We start from the raw sequence: 17,688 nt of genomic DNA on the forward strand, positions 1-17,688 counted from the left end.
CCGGCCGGGGATCCGGTTGCAGTCACCAAGGGACACGCGGAGTGAGAACATGGGCGCGCCCGGCCACCGACGAACCCGACTGTGCCGTGTGCGCTGCACCGATGCACATTCGCGCGTCGACCCGCCGCCGCGTCGGAGCACCAGTGCGGGGCCGCCCGGTGAGGGCGCTCCCCGAAGACATGTACGTGGACTGTGGACAACGGAGGACTGGATGGCAGTGACTCTGGCCGATGTGGCAACGCGAGCAGGGGTCTCGGCAGCGACCGTCTCGCGTGTGCTGAGCGGCAACTACCCCGTCGCGGGCGCCACCCGCACACGGGTCATGCGCGCGGTCGAGGAGCTCCAGTACGTCGTCAACGGTCCCGCCAGCGCGCTCGCCGCCTCCACATCCGACCTGGTCGGCGTCCTGGTCAACGACATCGCCGACCCGTTCTTCGGCATCATCGCCAGCGCCGTGCAGAGCGAGATGGGCACCGGCGGGCAGGGCGGTGCCGGCGGCCAGAAGCTCGCAGTCGTCTGCAACACCGGCGGTTCCACGGAGAGCGAGCTGAGCTATCTCACGCACCTTCAGCGCCAGCGCGCGGCCGCCGTCGTCCTGACCGGCAGCGGCGTGGAGGACGAGAAGCACGGCGCAGCGCTCGCCACCCGGCTGCGCCGCCTCGCCTCCGGAGGCACCCGCATCGTGCTGTGCGGCCGGCCCCCTCTCGCCCCCGAGCACCAGGAGCCGGAAGGCACGGAACGGGAGAAGGCACGGGCGCCGAAGGAGGACGGGCGGGGCGGGGAGTTCGGGGGCTCCGGCGCGGACAGCGGAGACGGCATAGTCACGATCGCCTTCGACAACCGCGGCGGCAGCCGAAGGCTCACCGAACACCTCCTCTCCCTCGGCCACCGCAGCATCGGTTACGTGACCGGGCCCTCCGACCGCACCACCACCCGCGACCGCCTGGAGGGCCACCGGCTCGCGCTCCGCGCCGCCGCCCCCGAACTCCTCGCCGACGCCGATCAGTTCACCGTGCACGGCGGCGCATACGACCGCTCCTCCGGCTACGACGGTGCCCTCGAACTGCTGCGCCGCGTGCCCGGTCTGACCGCCGTCCTCGCCGCGAACGACACCGTGGCCCTCGGCGTCTGCGCCGCGCTGCGCGACCAGGGGCTGCGCATCCCCGAGGACGTCTCCGTCGCGGGCTTCGACGACCTTCCCTTCAGCGCCGACGCCTCGCCGACGCTCACCACCGTCCGCATTCCGCTGCACGACGCGGGCGCGCGCGCAGGGCGGCTCGCCCTCGGCCGCGAGACTCCGCCACCCGGCGGTGTCGCCACCGTCCGCACCGAGCTGCTGGCGCGCGGCTCCACCGCGCCGCCACCCCGGCCCCGCGGCTGAGCTGGGACGCCGCCTCTCACACCGTGGTGCGGGGGCACACGCGATCAGTCGACGCCCGGAGCTTGTACGAGGCCATGGGCATCTGATCCGCTGTGCTCATGCGACTCGCCTTCTCCACCCTCGGCATTCCCTCCGTTCCCGTGCCCGAAGCCGTACGCCTCGCGGCCGACTCCGGCTTCGAGGGCCTGGAGCTGCGAGCACACCCGGAGGAGCCCGTCCATCCGGGTCTGACCCTGGCCGAACGTGTCGACGTGGTCGAGGAGTTCAAGCAGGCGGGAGTGGAGGTCCTCTCGCTCGCCGGATACGCCAAGGTCGCCGCCCCCGGCGACGACGACGCCGTACTGACGGACGTGCAGGAACTCATGGAGCTCGCAAGGGACTTGGGCGCTCCGTTCGTACGGGTCTTCCCCGGCGGCGGCGACAGCAGCCGCGAGGAGAGCGACGCGACTGCCGCCCGGCGGCTGGCGGCGCTGGCGCCGCTCGCCGCGGACCTCGGGGTGCGGCTGCTGCTGGAGACGCACGACTCCCACAGCACCGGCGAGGACGCCGCCCGCGTCCTCGCCGCCGTGGGTCACGCCTCGGCCGGAGCGCTGTGGGACGTCATGCACACCTGGCGCGCCGGCGAGGACCCGGGCGCCAGCCAGCGCCTCCTCGCGCCGTTCCTGGGCTATGTGCAGGTGAAGGACATCGCCTCCGCCGAGGACACCACGCCAGTGCCGCCCGGCCGGGGCGTGCTGCCGCTGCGCGAGGTGGTCGGGCTCCTCACGCACGCCGGTGACGCGAAGGACCCCATCGGCGCCGTCGGGACGGACGGAAGCGTGGCCACCGCGCCGCACTCCGACTCCGCCCGCGGCTGGCTGTGCTGGGAGTACGAGAAGCGCTGGTACCCGCAGGTGCCGGACCTTCCCGAGCTCCTGCCGTCGGTACGGGACCACCTGCGGAGCCTGATGACGGGGGACGACGCAGGGAAGTGACGCGGCGGCGACGCGGGGGCCCCGCGTGCCGTCGCCCTGCCCCTGCCCCTGCCTCACGGACGCGGACATGCCGGTGCCCGGCCGGGCCGAACAGGCCCCGGCCGGGCACCGGTTGGTCGTGCGTGAACGGAACGGCCGGCAGGAACCGGCAACTGCCGGAAGCCTTACGGCCGCAGCATCCGCTCCTGCTTGACGGGACGGTCCAGGTCCGCGTCGTACTTCGTCAGACGCTTCGGCGTCGCACCGTTCGCGGGCTCCACACCGGCCCACTCCAGCAGCGCGGCCGTCGCCGTCTCCTTGTCCTTCTCACTCAGCTTCGCGATGTTCGCACCGTGGTTGGCTCCGGGCGCCTCGAGGACGTACGAGTCCTCGGTGCCCTTGCCGACGCTGAACGCCTCCGCGCTCCACGGGTCGTTCTCACCGTTGACGAAGAGCATCCGGGACGCCTTCGTGCGCACCCACTTGTCGATGTCCTTCATCGCGTTGCGGTCGAACTTCATCGGGATGTCACGCGGCACGTACGTGCGGGGCTTGTTGAGCCCCGGGTACTTGCGCACGTCGTCCAGGAGCGGCGACTCGTAGTCGGGCGAGCCCAGCTGCGTACCGGCCTGGTAGTAGTACGGCGTGTAGTACTCGATGCCCTGGTCGGCGCCGGCCGCCCAGCCGCCGATCTCGTTGCCCCAGTCCCACAGTTCGTCGCTCGTGGCCTTGGTGGAGGGCACGGCGTCGCACTCCTCCTCCTCGAGGTGGTACTGCCAGAAGCCCCACACGATGTCCTGCGCGACGAGTTCGAAGGCCTTGTCCGCGCTGCCGGCCAGCTTGAAGGTGTAGCCCTGCTCCTTGGCGAGCGTCTTCAGCCGCTTCACCATCTCGCCGCGGCGGTCGAAGATCTCGTGCTGCGCGGCGTTGAGCCGGTCCCGGCACTCCTTGGAGCCGACCTTCTCGAAGAAGCTGTAGTAGGCCGAGTCCTCGTCGTTGTTCACGTCGTTGGGCGCGACGTAGGCGACGGTGCCGTCCATGTCCTTGGGGTAGAAGCGGCGGTAGTACGTCGCCGTCATTCCGCCCTTGCTGCCGCCGGTGGAGATCCAGCGCTCGCCGTAGATCTTGTTCAGCGCCTTGAAGATGCGGTGCTGGTCGCTGGCCGCCTGCCAGATGTCCAGCTTCGACCAGTCGGCGGGGTCGGGCCGGGACGGCGTGAAGAACCGGTACTCCATGGAGACCTGGTTGCCGTCGGTCATCTGCGTCGGCTCGCTGCGCCGGGGCTCCTCGTTCAGCCCGTAGCCGGAGGTGAAGTAGACGGTGGGCCGGTCCTCGCTCTTGTGCAGCAGCGAGATCCGCTGCTTGAAGGTCCCCTTCCCGGGGTGCCTGTGGTCCACCGGCTGTTCGTAGTTGAGGAGGAAGAAGCGGTAGCCGTCGACCTTCTTCTCCTCGATGAAGCTCATCCCCTTGATCGCGAGGATGCGGTCCTTGATGTCGTTGTCGGCCGCTGTGGCGGCCGGCGCCGACGCTCCCCCGGCGCCGGCGGTGCCTATGAGCACCGCAAGCGACAGCGTCCATCTGAGCGTTCTTCGCATGCGCTCTCCCCTGGATCCCGTCAAAGTTCGCAGTGAACTTACCGGCACGGATGACGTACCGCCAGATCTGTCGCGCCTGCACGAGATGTCGCATGAGTAACAGCTGCCCGGCGGGCGGGCCCCGGCGAGGGGACGCTCTAGCATGCGGGGCATGACCGACCACCCGCGCCAGCCGCAGCCTCTGGTCACCGGGCCGCGCAACATGGCTCTGCTCGCCTTCCACGACGCGCGGGAACAGCCGGAGGACGCCGGCTTCGACGACGCGCCCATGGGCTACGCGCTGGTCGTGCTCTGGCACGAGGGGAAAGTGCTGATGGTGTACGAGCGGGAGCGCGAGTGCTGGGAGCTGCCGGGCGGCGGGATCGAGCCCGGGGAGTCCCCGAGGGCGGCGGCCGTACGGGAGTTGCGGGAGGAGACGGGTCAGCTGCTGGAGCCCGGCGAGCTGCGGTTCGTCGGTCACACGCGTACGGCGCTGGGTGCGAGCGGACGCGTCCTGTACGGCGGGGTCTTCACGGCGCGCACCGAGCGGCCGCGCAGGTTCGTCCCCAACGACGAGGTGTCGGCGGTGCACTGGCGCGCGGAAGGCCAAGCGCTGCCGGGCGGCGGCATGGTGCAGACGGTGGACGAGTACATCGTGGAGCTGTGCAGGGACTGAGCGGTCTCCGGCACACGAGGCCCGGGGAGGCACCGGGAACGCCCGGGAACGACACGGGCTACGACCACGGGCGGCGCGTTCCCGTGAACGCGCCGCCCGTCGTCTCCGTACCGCGGTCGGCAGACCGCCGGACCGCCTCCTCCGTCAGGTTCCGCCAGACCCTGTCAGCCCTGACAGGCGCCGTCGGACGCCGTCAGGTTCGGCCGGGCCCCGTTCAGACCTGGGACCGCGAGGGCTCCACCGCCGGCATGCCGGCCGGTTCCGTGCCCCCGACGAAGGTGCGCCACAGCCTCGCGTACTTGCCGTCCCGCTCCAGCAGTTCGCCGTGCGTGCCGTCCTCCACGACCCTCCCGTGGTCGAGGACCACGACCCGGTCGGCGCGCGCGGCCGTCGTCAGACGGTGGGCGACGACGAGAGTGGTGCGCCGCCCGGCGAGACGGTCCGTCGCCTGGTTCACCAGCGACTCCGTCGCCAGGTCCAGCGCGGCGGTCGCCTCGTCGAGCAGCAGGATGTCGGGGTCGACCAGCTCGGCCCGCGCCAGCGCGATCAGCTGCCGCTGCCCGGCGGAGAGGTTGCGTCCGCGTTCGGAGACCGGGTGCAGATAGCCGCCGGTCAGGGTGGCGATCATGTCGTGGGCCCCCACCGCCCTTGCCGCCGCCTCGACTTGGGCGTCGTCGGCGTCACTGCGCCCGTACGCGATCGCGTCGCGCACCGTCCCCGGGAAGAGGTACGGCTCCTGCGGAACGACGCCGAGACGGTGCCGGTAGGCAGGCAGGTCGAGCGTGCGCAGGTCCTTGCCGTCGACCAGCACGGCACCCGTCGTCGGGTCGTAGAACCGGGCGACCAGCTTGACGAGGGTCGACTTGCCGGCGCCCGTCTCACCGACGAACGCGACGGTCTGTCCTGCCGGAACGGTCAGTTCGACACCGGAGAGCGCCTCCTCCTCGTGCTTGCCGCCCTCGGCCGTCGCGTAGCGGAAGTGCACGTTCTCGAAAGTGATCTCGCCGCGCAGCGCGCCCGGGTCGACCGGCTCCGGGTGGGCCGGAGTGGTGGTCTCCTCACGCAGCAGCTGCTGGATGCGGCCGAGCGCGACCGACGCCTGCTGGTAGCCGTCGAAGACCTGGGAGAGCTGCTGCACCGGCGAGAAGAACAGCTCGATGTACAGCAGGTATGCGACGAGGGCGCCCGCGGTGAGCGTCCCTTCCGCGACGCGTCCGGCACCGACGATGAGAACTCCGGCCGTGGCGAACGAGGCCAGCAGCTGCACGAACGGGAAGTAGACCGAGATCAGCCACTGCCCCCGCACCCGCGCCCGCCGGTAGCCGTCGCTGCGCTCGGTGAAGCGGGCCGTGCCGCGCCGCTCGCGGCGGAACGCCTGCACCATGCGCAGCCCCGCGACGGACTCCTGGAGGTCGGCGTTGACGACGCTGACGCGCTCACGCGCCAGTTCGTACGCCTTGACGCTGTGGCGGCGGAAGTAGACCGTCCCGACGATCAGGAACGGCAGCGTCGCGAAGACCACCAGCGCCAGCTGCATGTCGAGCACGAACAGCGCGACGAGGATGCCGAGGAAGGTGAAGACGGAGACGACGGCGGTGACGAGGCCGGTCTGGAGGAACGTCGAGAGCGCGTCCACGTCGGTGGTCATGCGGGTCATGACCGCGCCGGCGAGATGGCGCTCGTAGTAGTCGAGCCCGAGACGCTGAAGCTGCGCGAAGATCTTCACCCGCAGCGCGTACAGGACGCGTTCACCGGTACGGCCCGTCAGCCGCATCGCGGCGTACTGCGCCACCCACTGCCCGGCCACGACCGCCAGCGCCAGCGCGGAGGCCGTCCAGACCGCGCCGAGCGCCGCCTTCTGGACTCCGTCGTCGATGCCGTTGCGGATCAGCACCGGCAGCGCCAGGCCGAACCCGGCGTCGAAGGCCGCGAAGAGCAGCGCCACCGCGAGCGCCGCGCCGAAGCCGCGCAGCAGACGGCGCAGTCCGTAGGACTCCTCGGCCCGTTCCGCGTCGGCCTCGTCGACGTCGGGCATGTCCTCGGCGGGCGGCAACGCGGCCACGCGGGCGAGGAGTTCGGGACTGCCGGGTGAGGCGGCCAGCTCGGAGGCGAAGCCTCCGGGGCGGCCGGCCTGGGCTCCGCTCACGTCGGTGCGGCCCGAGCCGGAGTCGCCGTCGGGCGACGAGCCGCCGGCGCGCACCCACAGCTCCGGCGTGATGCCGACCTCCGCCGGGACGGCGTCCGTGCCGGCCGGTGCGGCACCGGCCGGCACCGCGCCGGAGCCCGCCAGGCCCGCGGGGTCGCGCTCGACCTCGCCCAGCTCGTCGGGGTCGGTCAGCAGCCTGCGGTAGAGCGCGCAGCGCTCCGTCAGCTCCTCGTGCGTTCCGACGTCGGCGAGGCGTCCGCGGTCCAGTACGGCGATCCTGTCGGCGAGGGCGAGCGTGGACTGCCGGTGTGCGATGAGCAGCGTCGTACGGCCCGCCATCACGCTCCGGAGCGCTTCGTGGATCTCGTACTCGACGTGCGCGTCGACGGCGGACGTCGCGTCGTCGAGGAGCAGCAGCCGGGGGTCGGTCAGCACGGCCCGGGCGAGTGCGATGCGCTGGCGCTGACCGCCGGAGAGGGTCAGCCCCTGCTCGCCGACGGTTGTGTCGTAGCCGTCGGGCAGTTCGGCGATGAAGCCGTCGGCCTGTGCGATGCGGGCAGCGGCGTGGATCTCCTCGTCTGTCGCGTCGGGAGCGCCGTAGGCGATGTTCTCGCGAATGGAGTCGGAGAAGAGAAAGCTGTTCTCCGGGACGAGCCCGATCGCGGAGCGCAGCGAGCCGATCGTCAGGTCGCGCACGTCGTGCCCGCCGACCCGTACGGCACCGCTCGTCACGTCGTAGTAGCGGGGCAGCAGCATGGCCAGGGTCGACTTGCCGCTGCCGCTGGAGCCGACGACGGCGACGGTCTCGCCGGGCTCCACGCGCAGCCGGAAGCCGTCCAGGACGCGCCCGCGCGGGGCGGGGCCGTTCCCGGCCCCCGCTTCGTGGCCGCCGTCGACACCGGTGCCGTCGGCCCCGTCGGCACCGTCGGCACCGTCGGCATTGTCCTGCGCAGCTCCGTCCTGGCGCTCGTATCCGAAGCCGACGTCGTCGAACTCCACGGACGCCTCGGCATCGGCGGGCAGCTCGTGCGCGCCGGGCCGCTCGGTCATCTGGGGCTCCGTGTCGATGAGTTCGTAGACCCGCTCGACACCGGCACGTGCCTGCTGCCCGACGGTCAGCATCATCGCGAGCATCCTCACGGGCCCGACGAGCTGCGCGAGATAGGTGGAGAAGGCGACGAACGTGCCGAGGGTGATCTCTCCCCGCGTGGCCATCCACCCGCCCAGCGCCAGCATGCCGACCTGCCCCAGCGAGGGCACGCTCTGCAGGGCGGGCGTGTAGCGGGAGTTGAGGCGCACCGTCCGCAGCCGCGCTGCGAACAGTTCGCGGCTGATGCGGCGCAGCTTGCCCTTCTCCTGCTCCTCCTGACCGAACCCCTTCACCACCCGCACGCCCGTGACGGCCCCTTCGACGACGGACGCCACGGCACCGGCCTGCTGCTGCGCGTACCAGGTGGCCGGGAAGAGCCGCGTGCGGCTGAGGTTGGCGATCCACCACAGCGCCGGGAAGACGGCGAGCGAGACGAGCGTGAGCACCGGTGAGAGCACGATCATGACGACGAGCGCGACCGCGAAGAGCAGCACGTTCCCGATCATCATCGGCAGCATGAACAGCAGGCTCTGCACGAGCTGCAGATCGCTCGTGCCGCGCCCGACGACCTGGCCGGTCGACAGTTCGTCCTGGCTGCGACCGTCGAGGCGGATGATCGCGCGGTACATCTCGGTCCGCAGATCGTGCTGGACGTCGAGGGCGAGCCGACCGCCGTAGTAGCGGCGCGCGTAGGTGAGGACGTAGACGGCACCGGCCGCGAGCAGCAGCAGCCCGATCCACAGGGCGAGGCCGCCCTCGTGCCCGACGACCACGTCGTCGATGATCACCTTGGTGAGCAGCGGGACGAGCGCCATGACGCCCATGCCGGCGAGCGAGGCACCGACGGCCAGCACGACGGCGCGCCGGTAGCGCCAGCAGTACCCGGCGAGCCGCTTCGCCCAGCCCTGCTGCACCGGCGGCCGTGCGTGCGCCGCCTTCCCGGCCTTCTCCGCCTGCCCGGGTTCACGGCTGCCGGGCTCGTCCGCCCGGCTCCGCGGGCCCCGGCCCTGCCCGTTCTGCTTCTCGTCGGCCGGTTCCGTCCCCGTCGTCACCCTGTGCCTCGCTTTCCCGTTCCCCGCGTTGTGCCTCGCGCGTGGGAGTGGTCCCACGCGCTGTCGCCGAAGGCTGCAACGTCCCGGGGCAGGGGATTCATCCCGCGGCGACGGCCGGCGGCGAAGTCCCGACTTTCGGCTTAGGTCCTGCCCGGTACCCGAGGACCAGGGAGAACCGGCCGGACCGGAAGGCGAACCGGGCCCGGACGCAAACCGGGGCGGTCCGGAGAGCGAGGGGCTCTCCGGACCGCCCCGGCGGGGACGTCCATGGAATGCTGACAGGTGGCACCCCCCACAGGGCCGACGCTGTCGCCGTCATGTGTCGTCCCCATCCCGCGGGACCGCAGTGGGAAGTCTGTCGGGAACTTTCACGAGATGCACCACCGACCGACCAGATTCAGTAACGTTTTGCGTTGAACCACGTTCGCACAGTTACCGCTTACTGTCTGTGAGCACAATCACACGCACCGCTTCCACCAGCCATGTTCCGCCGGCCCATGACACCCCTGGAATGCACGGTGTGCGAGCAAGCGCATACAGTCCGTCCCCAAGACGGCTGGAAACCGCCCCATGTGCGTCTCTCGAACCACTTGTCGAACCGGATTCGCACGGCGGAACCGGATTCGCACGGCGGAACCGGATTCGCACGGACCCCGGCAGGCGCTCGTGCCGCTGGGCGGTGCCTCTTCGATCACGTGAGATCCGTTGTGCGGCTGACGGCAGCGGCCATCACCGGAGTCGACAGCCAGAAAAGTGTGTCGAACGCGGAGTCGACCTTTGCAAAGATCCTGAGTGCCCTGGAACTGCTGCGAAAGGAATCCCGTGCCGCGTGCCGTCACATTGATCCGCTCTGCCTCCCTGTCCGATGTTGCGGAGTACGCCTACGCGGCCACGGCCCCGGCCGAGTCGCGGCTGATCTTCCTGGCCGGAGCATGTCCTCTGAATGAGGATGGCTCCACTGCGGCGATAGGGGACTTCGCGGGGCAGGCGGCCAGGGCTGTCGAGAACATGCGGACCGCTCTGACGGACTCCGGCGCGTCACTGCACGATGTGATCAGCACCCGCGTTCTCGTTGCCTCCCACCGGCAGGAGGACCTGGTGACGGCGTGGGAGGTTGTCCGGGACGCGTTCGGCGACCACGACGTGCCCAGCACATTGATGGGTGTCACCGTGCTCGGCTATGACGGCCAGCTCGTAGAGATCGAAGCCATTGCCGCCGTGCTTGATTCCTGAGCCGACGGGCCGATCCCTGCCGGGGGGCCGACCGCTGCGCCTGGGTTCTGGCTCCGGTCACGATCGGAGCCGAACGAGGAGGGCGGCAGCGTTGACGGTGCCGAGATGGACGTACCCGCGCTTGTCGTAGCGGTTCCAGTACCGCCCACTCGCCGTCGGTCAGCTCCCCCTGCTGAGCATGCCCAGGACAACGAACTACCTGATCGGAGACACGGCCTAAAAGACTGCTGAAGATCTTGGTTGATCCGGGTTGCCACCGTCAGGTGGTGGCCTGGATCTGCCAGGTGGTGCCGTTGTGATGGAGTCCGAGGTTGATGAGTCGGCGGAGATTGAGGGCGGCGGCTCGGGTGTGGATCCAGGTGTCGTTCTTGATGGTGCCGCGGTAGCGGAGTTTGCGGTTGCCGTGGTGGACGAGCCAGGCGACGGCGCGTTCGACGGGTGGTCTCCAGCGTCGGTAGTCGGCTTGCCAGTCCGTGTCAGCGGCGGCCTGGTGGCGGGCTTGAACGAGTAGATCGTGGTGCGGCCGGATGGTCAGGATGCGTCCGGTCTTGGCTTTGGTGCATCGCTGACGCAGAGGACATCCGGTGCACTCCTTGGCGAAGGTGGCCTTGCGCTGACGGTGCCGTCCGCTGGGATCGGTGAGGGGGACGGTGTGTCCCTGGGGGCAGGTCACCGTGCCCGCGAGGGTGTCGATGGCGAAGTCGTCGAGGGTGAAACCGCCCGGGACAGCAGGCCGCAGTGGCGCGGGCTTGAAGAACAGCCGGTGCCCCGATTGTTGGAGACTTTGACAGGCGGAACCGGTGGAGTAGGCAGTGTCGCCGAAGGCGTCCACCGGATCGTTTTCCTGGGCGAGCAGGTCGAGGCCGACAGCAGCTTCGTGGTGTTCGCTGCCGGTCGCGGGCCGGAGGGCGACTGCGGTGAATAAGCCGGTCTCGGGCTCGATGGCCAGATGGGCCTTGAAGCCGTCCTGCTGCTGGTGGCGGGTCTTGTGCGCGTGGCGGGACTCCGGGTCGACGGTGGAGATCATCCGGTCGTAAGCGGTGCCCTGGGTGATGCGCCAGCGCCCGTCACGCCCGTCGCTGTCATCGGCGGGTTCGACGTCCTGGCCGGCGACCAAGGCCAGGATGCCGACCGCATTCGCGGCCTTTTCACCGAGTTCCTGCTCGGGCAGATGACCCAGCAGCCGCAGTGCGTCACCGACCAGGGCGTCCACCAGCTCAGCTCGTGCCGCCTGGTCGTTCCAGGCGATACGGGGCTTGCCGGGATCGCTGTAGTCGTGAGCCCGACACTGCTGGTCGGCGACTGCCGGGGCGCCGGGGACCTCACGGATCACCGTCCGGATCGCGGCGACGATCTGGGTAACGGTGTCCTGGGTGGCCACCGCATCATCCAGCACCGTGGAGTCCAGTGCCCGACGGTGCTTGCCCTTGAGCACGCCGGTGGTCTTGATGACCTCGCGGACGGTCTCGAATACCCGGTTCGGCCGGGCCGAGCGGGCCAGCCTGCGGCGAAAGTAGGACAGCAACGACGGGTCGAAGGCCGTGTCGTGCAGGCCGAGTCCGCAGGCAGCCTTCCACCGCAGGTCACAGCGCAGTTCCTGAACCGTCTCGAAGTCCGACAGGCCATGAAGAGCCTGCAGCGTGACGGCCGCGGCCAGGATCTGCGGCGGCATGCTCGGCCGCCCGTTTGCCGAGGGGTACATGTCCGCGAACATTCCTGCCGGGAACAACCGTCCACGGTGCTCGGCCAGGAAAGCGAACACACTCCCAGCCGGGATCAACTCCCGGCAGGTCTCCCACACATCCGGACCGACCGTCTCCCCGACCCACTCCCCTTGAACCACACCAACGAGTCTGGCCCCACCGCTCAAACGACGAGGCCAGAACCCCAAGATCTTCAGCAGTCTTCTAACGCCCCGTCCGTGCGTCGGCGATCTGCCGTGCCATGACCGTCGTCAGCTCGTAGGCCGTGTGCGAGGCGGCGACCGACGTGATCTCCGCGTGGTCGTAGGCGGGGGCGACCTCCACCAGGTCCGCGGAGACCAGGTGGCAGCCGGCGAGACCGCGGATGATCTCCAGCAGCTCGCGTGAGGTCAGGCCACCGGCCTCGGGGGTGCCGGTGCCCGGCGCGTGTGCAGGGTCGAGCACGTCGATGTCCACCGAGATGTAGAGGGGCCGCCCGCCGATGCGCTGCCTCAGCTGGTCCGTCACCTCGTCCACGCCGCGGCGCATCACGTCCGCCGAGGTGACGATGCCGAATCCCATCCTCGCGTCCTCGTCCAGGTCCTTGCGGCCGTAGAGCGGACCGCGGGTGCCGACGTGGGAGAGGGCCGAGGTGTCCAGCAACCCCTCCTCGAAGGCCCGGCGGAACGGAGTGCCGTGCGTGTACGCCGCCCCGAAGTAGGTGTCCCAGGTGTCGAGATGGGCGTCGAAGTGGAGGAGGGCGACCGGTCCGTGCTTCCGCACCACCGAACGCAGCAGCGGCAGAGCGATGGTGTGGTCGCCACCGAGCGTCATCAGCCGGGCTCCGCTGTCGAGCAGACCGTCGGCCGCCTCCTGCACGGTCTCCACAGCCTCGCCGATGTCGAACGGGTTCGCCGGGATGTCACCGGCGTCCGCCACCTGCGCGAGGGCGAACGGCGCGGCCTCCTGCGCCGGGTTGTACGGGCGCAGCAACCGGGAGGCCTCGCGGATCGCGTTGCCGCCGAAGCGTGCGCCGGGCCGGTAGGAGACCCCGGTGTCGAAGGGGACGCCGACGACGGCCACGTCCGCGCTGCCGCCGACCTCGTCCAGACGGGGCAGCCGCGCGAACGTCGCGGGACCCGCGTAACGGGGCACGCGGGAGCTGTCCACCGGCCCGACGGGTTCCGGCTGCGGCGCGTGCGCGGGCCGCCCGCCGCGCGGCTGGGACTGTCCGTGCTGCTCAGGTTTGCTCATGGGCGCGAGCGTAGACGCCGGGGAAGCGGCCGCTCGTTGGACGTAACCGGGAGCAGGGAGCGCCGACTTGTCCGCCGCGTACATGTGCGCCGGGAACCGGGGGCGCACGGCAGATCCCGGGATGCGCGGGACGCGACCCGCACCGCAAGGGTGACAATGGCCGCATGCCCATATTCGCGCCCGCCGTCGCACCGTCCAGGTCCGAGCTCATCGACCACCTCGTACGCACCCGCATCGCCGGCGACGTGGCCACCCCCCGCGAGAACAACCTCACCCACTACCGCAAGCTCGCCAACGGCGACCGGTACTACTGGCTCGGCCTTGAACTCGGCGACCGCTGGAGCGACGAACAGGACGTGCTGGCGGTGATGGCGGAGCGCTGCGGCGTCGTCGACGACCCGGACCACCGCGGCGGCCAGGACACCATCGACCCGGAGATGACCGTGGGCGCCCTCGACCGGGCGGCGGCGGAGCTGCGCAAGGCCGCCGAGGGCCGTATGCGTGTGCTCTTCGCGACGGGACACCCCGGCGCGCTGCTCGACATGCACGGGACGCTGGCGCAGTGGCTGCACGGAGAGGGCTGCGAGATCGTCCGCGTACCGCTGGGCACGTACACGGACGACGGTGTGGTGGTGCAGTTCGGCGGCGTCGCGGTGCACGAGCGGGGCGCGTCCCTGTGGCACACCCACTCCCCCGCCCCGATGGCCGCCGTGCTGGACCAGCTCTGGCGGGCCGGGGAAGCTCCGCCGGACCTCGTCGTCGCCGACCACGGCTGGGCGGGATACGCCGGGCAGCAAGGCATCGAGACGGTCGGCTTCGCGGACTGCAACGACCCGGCGCTCTTCCTCGGCGAGGCGGAGAACACCCTCGCGGTCACCGTGCCGCTGGACGACCACGTCACCGATCCGCGCTTCTACGAGCCCCTCACCTCCTACCTGCTGGCGGGTGCGCAGCCCGGTACGGACTGACCCCGGGAGGGCGCGGAGAAAACCGTTTGCACCGCTCCGCCGGGCCCGGTTAGCGTCCTGACCATGTCCGCAGCGACTCAGGCGATCATCAACGGCGCGAGCGCCGCCGCGCTGTGGACCTCCCCCATCCCCGCAGGGCCTTGTGGGACCGGCTGGGCCTGCCCCCAGCTCGTCGTCCGCCCGCGCGGCCGGCGCCCGGCCCTGGCCATCCGCCAGGACGCCTGAGGCGCACCCGGCTTCCCGCGCTGCCTGCGCGCGTGGCCCCGGTCTCTTCCGCCCGTGGCCCCGCCTGCCGCAGCCGCCGCTGCCGCACCACCGCTTCCACCCATGCGTCCCGGCCTGTGCCCAGGGCCTCCGGTGTCCCCATCGACCGGACAGGCCCGGCGGAGCCGTGCCGTACGAGCGCCGTACGGAACTCGGAACTCCGCGCGCATCGCGACCGCGCACACGCACGCCCTCTCAACGTGCACACATGCGCGTCCGCACACGCGCGCACCGGCACGCTGCCGCGCCTGTCCTCACACACCCGAGGACTTCGCCGTGGCACGCCGCCGCAAGACGCTCTCCCAGAACTTCCTCCACGACACCGCCGCCGTACGGCGCGTCATCCGCGCCGGCGCGCTGCGCCCGAACGCCCTCGTCGTCGAACCCGGCGCGGGGCAAGGGGCGTTGACGCGCCATCTCGCCACCGGTGACCGCCGCGTCATCGCCTACGAGATCGACCCCCGACTGGCCGCACAGCTCTCCCGCCGCCTCGGCGACCGGCCCGGTCTGCGCCTGGTCCAGGGGGACTTCCTCCGCTCCCGGGCACCGCGCGAGCCGTTCGCCGTGGTGGGCAACATCCCCTACTCCCGCACGACCGACATCGTCCGCTGGTGCCTCGCCGCGCCGCAGCTGACCTCCGCGACGCTCCTCACGCAGTTCGAGTACGCCGCCAGATCGACCGGCGGCTGGGGACGCTGGCCGCTGCTGACCGTGAGCACATGGCCGCAGTTCCGGTGGCGGCGGCTGGGACGCGTCGGCCGCGAGTCGTTCACTCCCGTGCCGCGCACGGACTCGGCGGTGCTGCGGATCGAACGGCGCGGCGGACCGCTGCTGCCGCCCGGACTCATGCCCGGCTACCGCGACTTCGTCGCACACGGCTTCACCGGGGTCGGCGGTTCGCTCGCGGCGACGCTGACGCGGCGGCACCGCACGGCACGTGTCCGAGCGGCCTTCGCCCGCGCGGGCGCAGACCCGTCGGCCCCGGTCGGGCTGGTGACCCCGCAGCAGTGGCTGACGCTCTTCACGGAGCTGGAGGCCGGCTGAACTCCCGGTCCGAGCCCCTCGGCTGAACTCCCTTGCGGCGCACGGCACATGCCGTGCGCCGCGCGCGGTCGGCCCTGACCGCCGACGGTCAGTCCCGGCCGCGCGGCACCCGGACGACACCCTCCTGGATCACCGACACCGCGAGCCGGCCGTCGCGGGTGAAGATCCGCCCGCTGCCGAGGCCGCGTCCGCCCTGGGAGGTCGGACTGGCCTGGTCGTACAGAAGCCACTCGTCCGCGCGGAAGGGACGGTGGAACCACATCGCGTGGTCCAGGCTCGCCCCGACGACGTCGCCGACCGCCCAGCCACCGCGGCCGTGCGCCAGCAGCACCGAATCCAGCAGCGTCATGTCGGAGACGTAGGTGGCGAGGCAGATGTGCAGCGTCGGGTCGTCGAGCGGGCCGTCCAGCTTCCCGTTCGTACGGAACCAGACCTGCGAGCGCGGCTCCCGCGGCTGTCCCGCACTGGCGAACGGGGGCTCGCGCACGTAGCGCAGATCGACGGCGGCGCGCGCCTTCATCAGCCGCTGCGGCACGTCCGAGCCGCGGAAGAGCTCGGCGTACCGGGGCATCATGTCCTCGGCGGTCGGCAGCGTTTCGGGATCGGGAGCCTCCGGCATCGGCTCCTGGTGCTCGAGCCCTTCCTCGTACGTCTGGAAGGAACTCGACAGGTGGAAGATCGGCTGCCCGTGCTGGACGGCCACGACCCGGCGGGTGGTGAAGGAGCGTCCGTCCCGGATGCGGTCGACGGTGTAGACGATCGGCGCGCCCGGGTCTCCGGGGCGGAGGAAGTAGGAGTGCAGGGAGTGCGGGAGACGCCCTTCGGGCACGGTCCGGCACGCGGCGACGAGTGCCTGCGCGGCGACCTGCCCGCCGAACACCCGAGGGACGACGGCCGTCCGGCTGTCACCCCGGTAGATGTCCTGTTCGACCCGCTCCAGATCGAGCAGGTCGACCAGTGACGTCAGTTCATTGCTCATGCCGGCGATTGTGCCCGTCGTGAACTACCTGCGGTTACGGCGCAGATCACAATCCGGAGTGAAGCGTTCCGGATCACATCCGCCGGAGCCGCGGACACCGGGCGCACCGTCACAGCCCCATCGACTTCGCCACGATCGAGCGCATGACCTCGCTCGTGCCGCCGTAGATGCGCGAGACGCGGGTGTCCGCGTACAGGCTGGCGATCGGGTACTCGAGCATGTAGCCGTAACCGCCGTGCAGTTGCAGGCACTTGTCGATGACGCGGGCGGCCAGCTCCGTGGTGAACAGCTTCGCCGAAGCGGCATCCGCCGCCGTCAACTCGTCGGCGTCCAGCGCCTCCAGAGCGCGGTCGCACACGGCCTGCATGGCGTCGACGTCGGCCTTGCAGTCGGCCAGCACGAACTTGGTGTTCTGGAACGAGGCAACCTCACGTCCGAAAACGGTCCGCTCCTTGACGTACTCGTGCGCGAACCGCACCGCGGCCGCGGACATGGCGTACGCGCCGATGGCGATGCCCAGCCGCTCCTGCGGCAGGTTGTGCGTGAGGTAGGTGAAGGCCTTGCCCGGCTCGCCGAGCATGTCCTCGACGGGCACCTTGACGTCGGTGAAGGAGAGTTCGGCGGTGTCCGAAGCCCGCAGACCGAGCTTGTCGAGCTTCCTGCCGACGGCGTAGCCCTCGCTCTTGGCGTCCACGACGAGGATGGAGATGCCGCCGCGCCTGTCCTCGGGGTCGGGAGGCGACGTACGGCAGCACACCAGGACGCGGTCGGCCTGGACCCCGCCGGTGATGAAGGTCTTGGCACCGTTGAGCACGTAGTGCTTGCCGTCCCCCGAGAGCCGGGCCGTGGTCTTCATACCCGCCAGGTCGGAGCCGGTGCCGGGCTCGGTCATGGCGATCGCGGTCATCATGTCGCCGGAGACGAAGGAGGGCAGCCAGCGCCGCTTCTGCTCCTCGGAGCCGTACTTGAGTATGTAGGGCAGACACAGCGCGGTGTGGACGCTGGACCCGCCGAAGCTGACGCCGGCCCGCGCGCACTCCTCGGTGACCACCGCGTTGAACTTGAAGCTCCGCTCGCCCGCGCCCCCGTACTCCTCCGGCACCTCAATGCCGAAGACGCCCAGCTCACCGAGCTTCTTGTAGAAGCTCCGCGGGACATAGCCCTGTTCGGCCCATTCCGGATAGTGGGGTACGACCTCGGCCTGGATGAAGTCCCGGATGGTCTGACGGAATGCCTCGTGGTCCTCGCCGAAAACCGTGCGTCGCAATGGCACGCCTCCTCATGTCCCGCTCTCTCGCGCACCGCGCCGAAAAGAGACCGCACGGGCAGAAGGCAACGGCAGGATGCGTGCGCGTACGGACCGACTCAGCATGGCTAAGCGCTTGCTCAGCC

At 70.7% G+C, this 17,688-nt stretch carries 13 protein-coding genes; 7 read left to right on the plus strand and 6 right to left on the minus strand.

The window, feature by feature from the left end:
* The first annotated feature begins 211 nt into the window (after window positions 1–211).
* Together EV375_RS08905 and EV375_RS08910 are read left to right on the plus strand one after the other, a co-directional pair.
* A complete protein-coding gene (locus EV375_RS08905) occupies window positions 212–1,381 on the plus strand; it encodes a LacI family DNA-binding transcriptional regulator (protein WP_130298975.1) in 1,170 nt (389 codons plus the stop codon).
* 98 nt (window positions 1,382–1,479) lie between these two features.
* On the plus strand, window positions 1,480–2,355 hold the full coding sequence (locus EV375_RS08910) for a sugar phosphate isomerase/epimerase family protein (RefSeq protein WP_130298976.1): 876 nt from the start codon (window positions 1,480–1,482) through the stop codon (window positions 2,353–2,355).
* Between the two features lie 164 nt (window positions 2,356–2,519).
* On the opposite strand, the gene EV375_RS08915 is transcribed toward EV375_RS08910, so the two are convergent.
* Window positions 2,520–3,929 carry a S28 family serine protease gene (locus tag EV375_RS08915; RefSeq protein WP_130298977.1) on the minus strand — a complete coding sequence of 470 codons (1,410 nt, stop codon included), beginning with the start codon at window positions 3,927–3,929 and terminating at the stop codon, window positions 2,520–2,522.
* A 151-nt stretch (window positions 3,930–4,080) separates the two neighbouring features.
* Here EV375_RS08915 and EV375_RS08920 point away from each other — a divergent pair, with 151 nt between their 5' ends.
* A complete protein-coding gene (locus EV375_RS08920; RefSeq protein ID WP_130298978.1) occupies window positions 4,081–4,584 on the plus strand; it encodes an NUDIX domain-containing protein in 504 nt (167 codons plus the stop codon).
* Between the two features lie 214 nt (window positions 4,585–4,798).
* Here the strand turns inward: EV375_RS08920 and EV375_RS08925 are convergent, their stop codons facing one another.
* Window positions 4,799–8,734: an ABC transporter ATP-binding protein gene (locus EV375_RS08925; RefSeq protein WP_130301709.1), complete on the minus strand. Its 3,936-nt coding sequence runs from the start codon at window positions 8,732–8,734 to the stop codon at window positions 4,799–4,801.
* A gap of 960 nt (window positions 8,735–9,694) precedes the next feature.
* Between EV375_RS08925 and EV375_RS08930 the strand changes: the two genes are divergently transcribed.
* A complete protein-coding gene (locus tag EV375_RS08930) occupies window positions 9,695–10,105 on the plus strand; it encodes a RidA family protein (RefSeq protein WP_130298979.1) in 411 nt (136 codons plus the stop codon).
* A 259-nt stretch (window positions 10,106–10,364) separates the two neighbouring features.
* Here EV375_RS08930 and EV375_RS08935 read toward each other — a convergent pair whose 3' ends face one another.
* Window positions 10,365–11,906 (minus strand): IS1182 family transposase, encoded by a 1,542-nt coding sequence (locus tag EV375_RS08935; protein WP_130301611.1) that lies wholly within the window; start codon window positions 11,904–11,906, stop codon window positions 10,365–10,367.
* Between the two features lie 106 nt (window positions 11,907–12,012).
* Window positions 12,013–13,041 carry an agmatinase gene (gene speB, locus EV375_RS08940; RefSeq protein WP_486588371.1) on the minus strand — a complete coding sequence of 343 codons (1,029 nt, stop codon included), beginning with the start codon at window positions 13,039–13,041 and terminating at the stop codon, window positions 12,013–12,015.
* A 164-nt stretch (window positions 13,042–13,205) separates the two neighbouring features.
* Between speB and EV375_RS08945 the strand changes: the two genes are divergently transcribed.
* The 3 genes from EV375_RS08945 to erm all read left to right on the plus strand — a co-directional run bounded on the left by EV375_RS08945 (window position 13,206) and on the right by erm (window position 15,317).
* Window positions 13,206–14,009: a phosphatase gene (locus tag EV375_RS08945; RefSeq protein WP_130298980.1), complete on the plus strand. Its 804-nt coding sequence runs from the start codon at window positions 13,206–13,208 to the stop codon at window positions 14,007–14,009.
* Window positions 14,010–14,072: 63 nt separating this feature from the next.
* Window positions 14,073–14,234 (plus strand): hypothetical protein, encoded by a 162-nt coding sequence (locus EV375_RS29075; RefSeq protein WP_165434704.1) that lies wholly within the window; start codon window positions 14,073–14,075, stop codon window positions 14,232–14,234.
* A gap of 315 nt (window positions 14,235–14,549) precedes the next feature.
* Entirely contained in the window at window positions 14,550–15,317 is a 768-nt protein-coding gene (gene erm, locus EV375_RS08950; protein WP_207228030.1) for an ErmE/ErmH/ErmO/ErmR family 23S rRNA (adenine(2058)-N(6))-methyltransferase, read from the plus strand.
* A gap of 88 nt (window positions 15,318–15,405) precedes the next feature.
* Here erm and tesB read toward each other — a convergent pair whose 3' ends face one another.
* A complete protein-coding gene (gene tesB, locus EV375_RS08955) occupies window positions 15,406–16,296 on the minus strand; it encodes an acyl-CoA thioesterase II (RefSeq protein WP_130298982.1) in 891 nt (296 codons plus the stop codon).
* A 109-nt stretch (window positions 16,297–16,405) separates the two neighbouring features.
* On the minus strand, window positions 16,406–17,563 hold the full coding sequence (locus EV375_RS08960) for an acyl-CoA dehydrogenase family protein (protein ID WP_130298983.1): 1,158 nt from the start codon (window positions 17,561–17,563) through the stop codon (window positions 16,406–16,408).
* Window positions 17,564–17,688: the final 125 nt, after the last annotated feature.

This window comes from Streptomyces sp. CNZ301 (genome assembly GCF_004217425.1).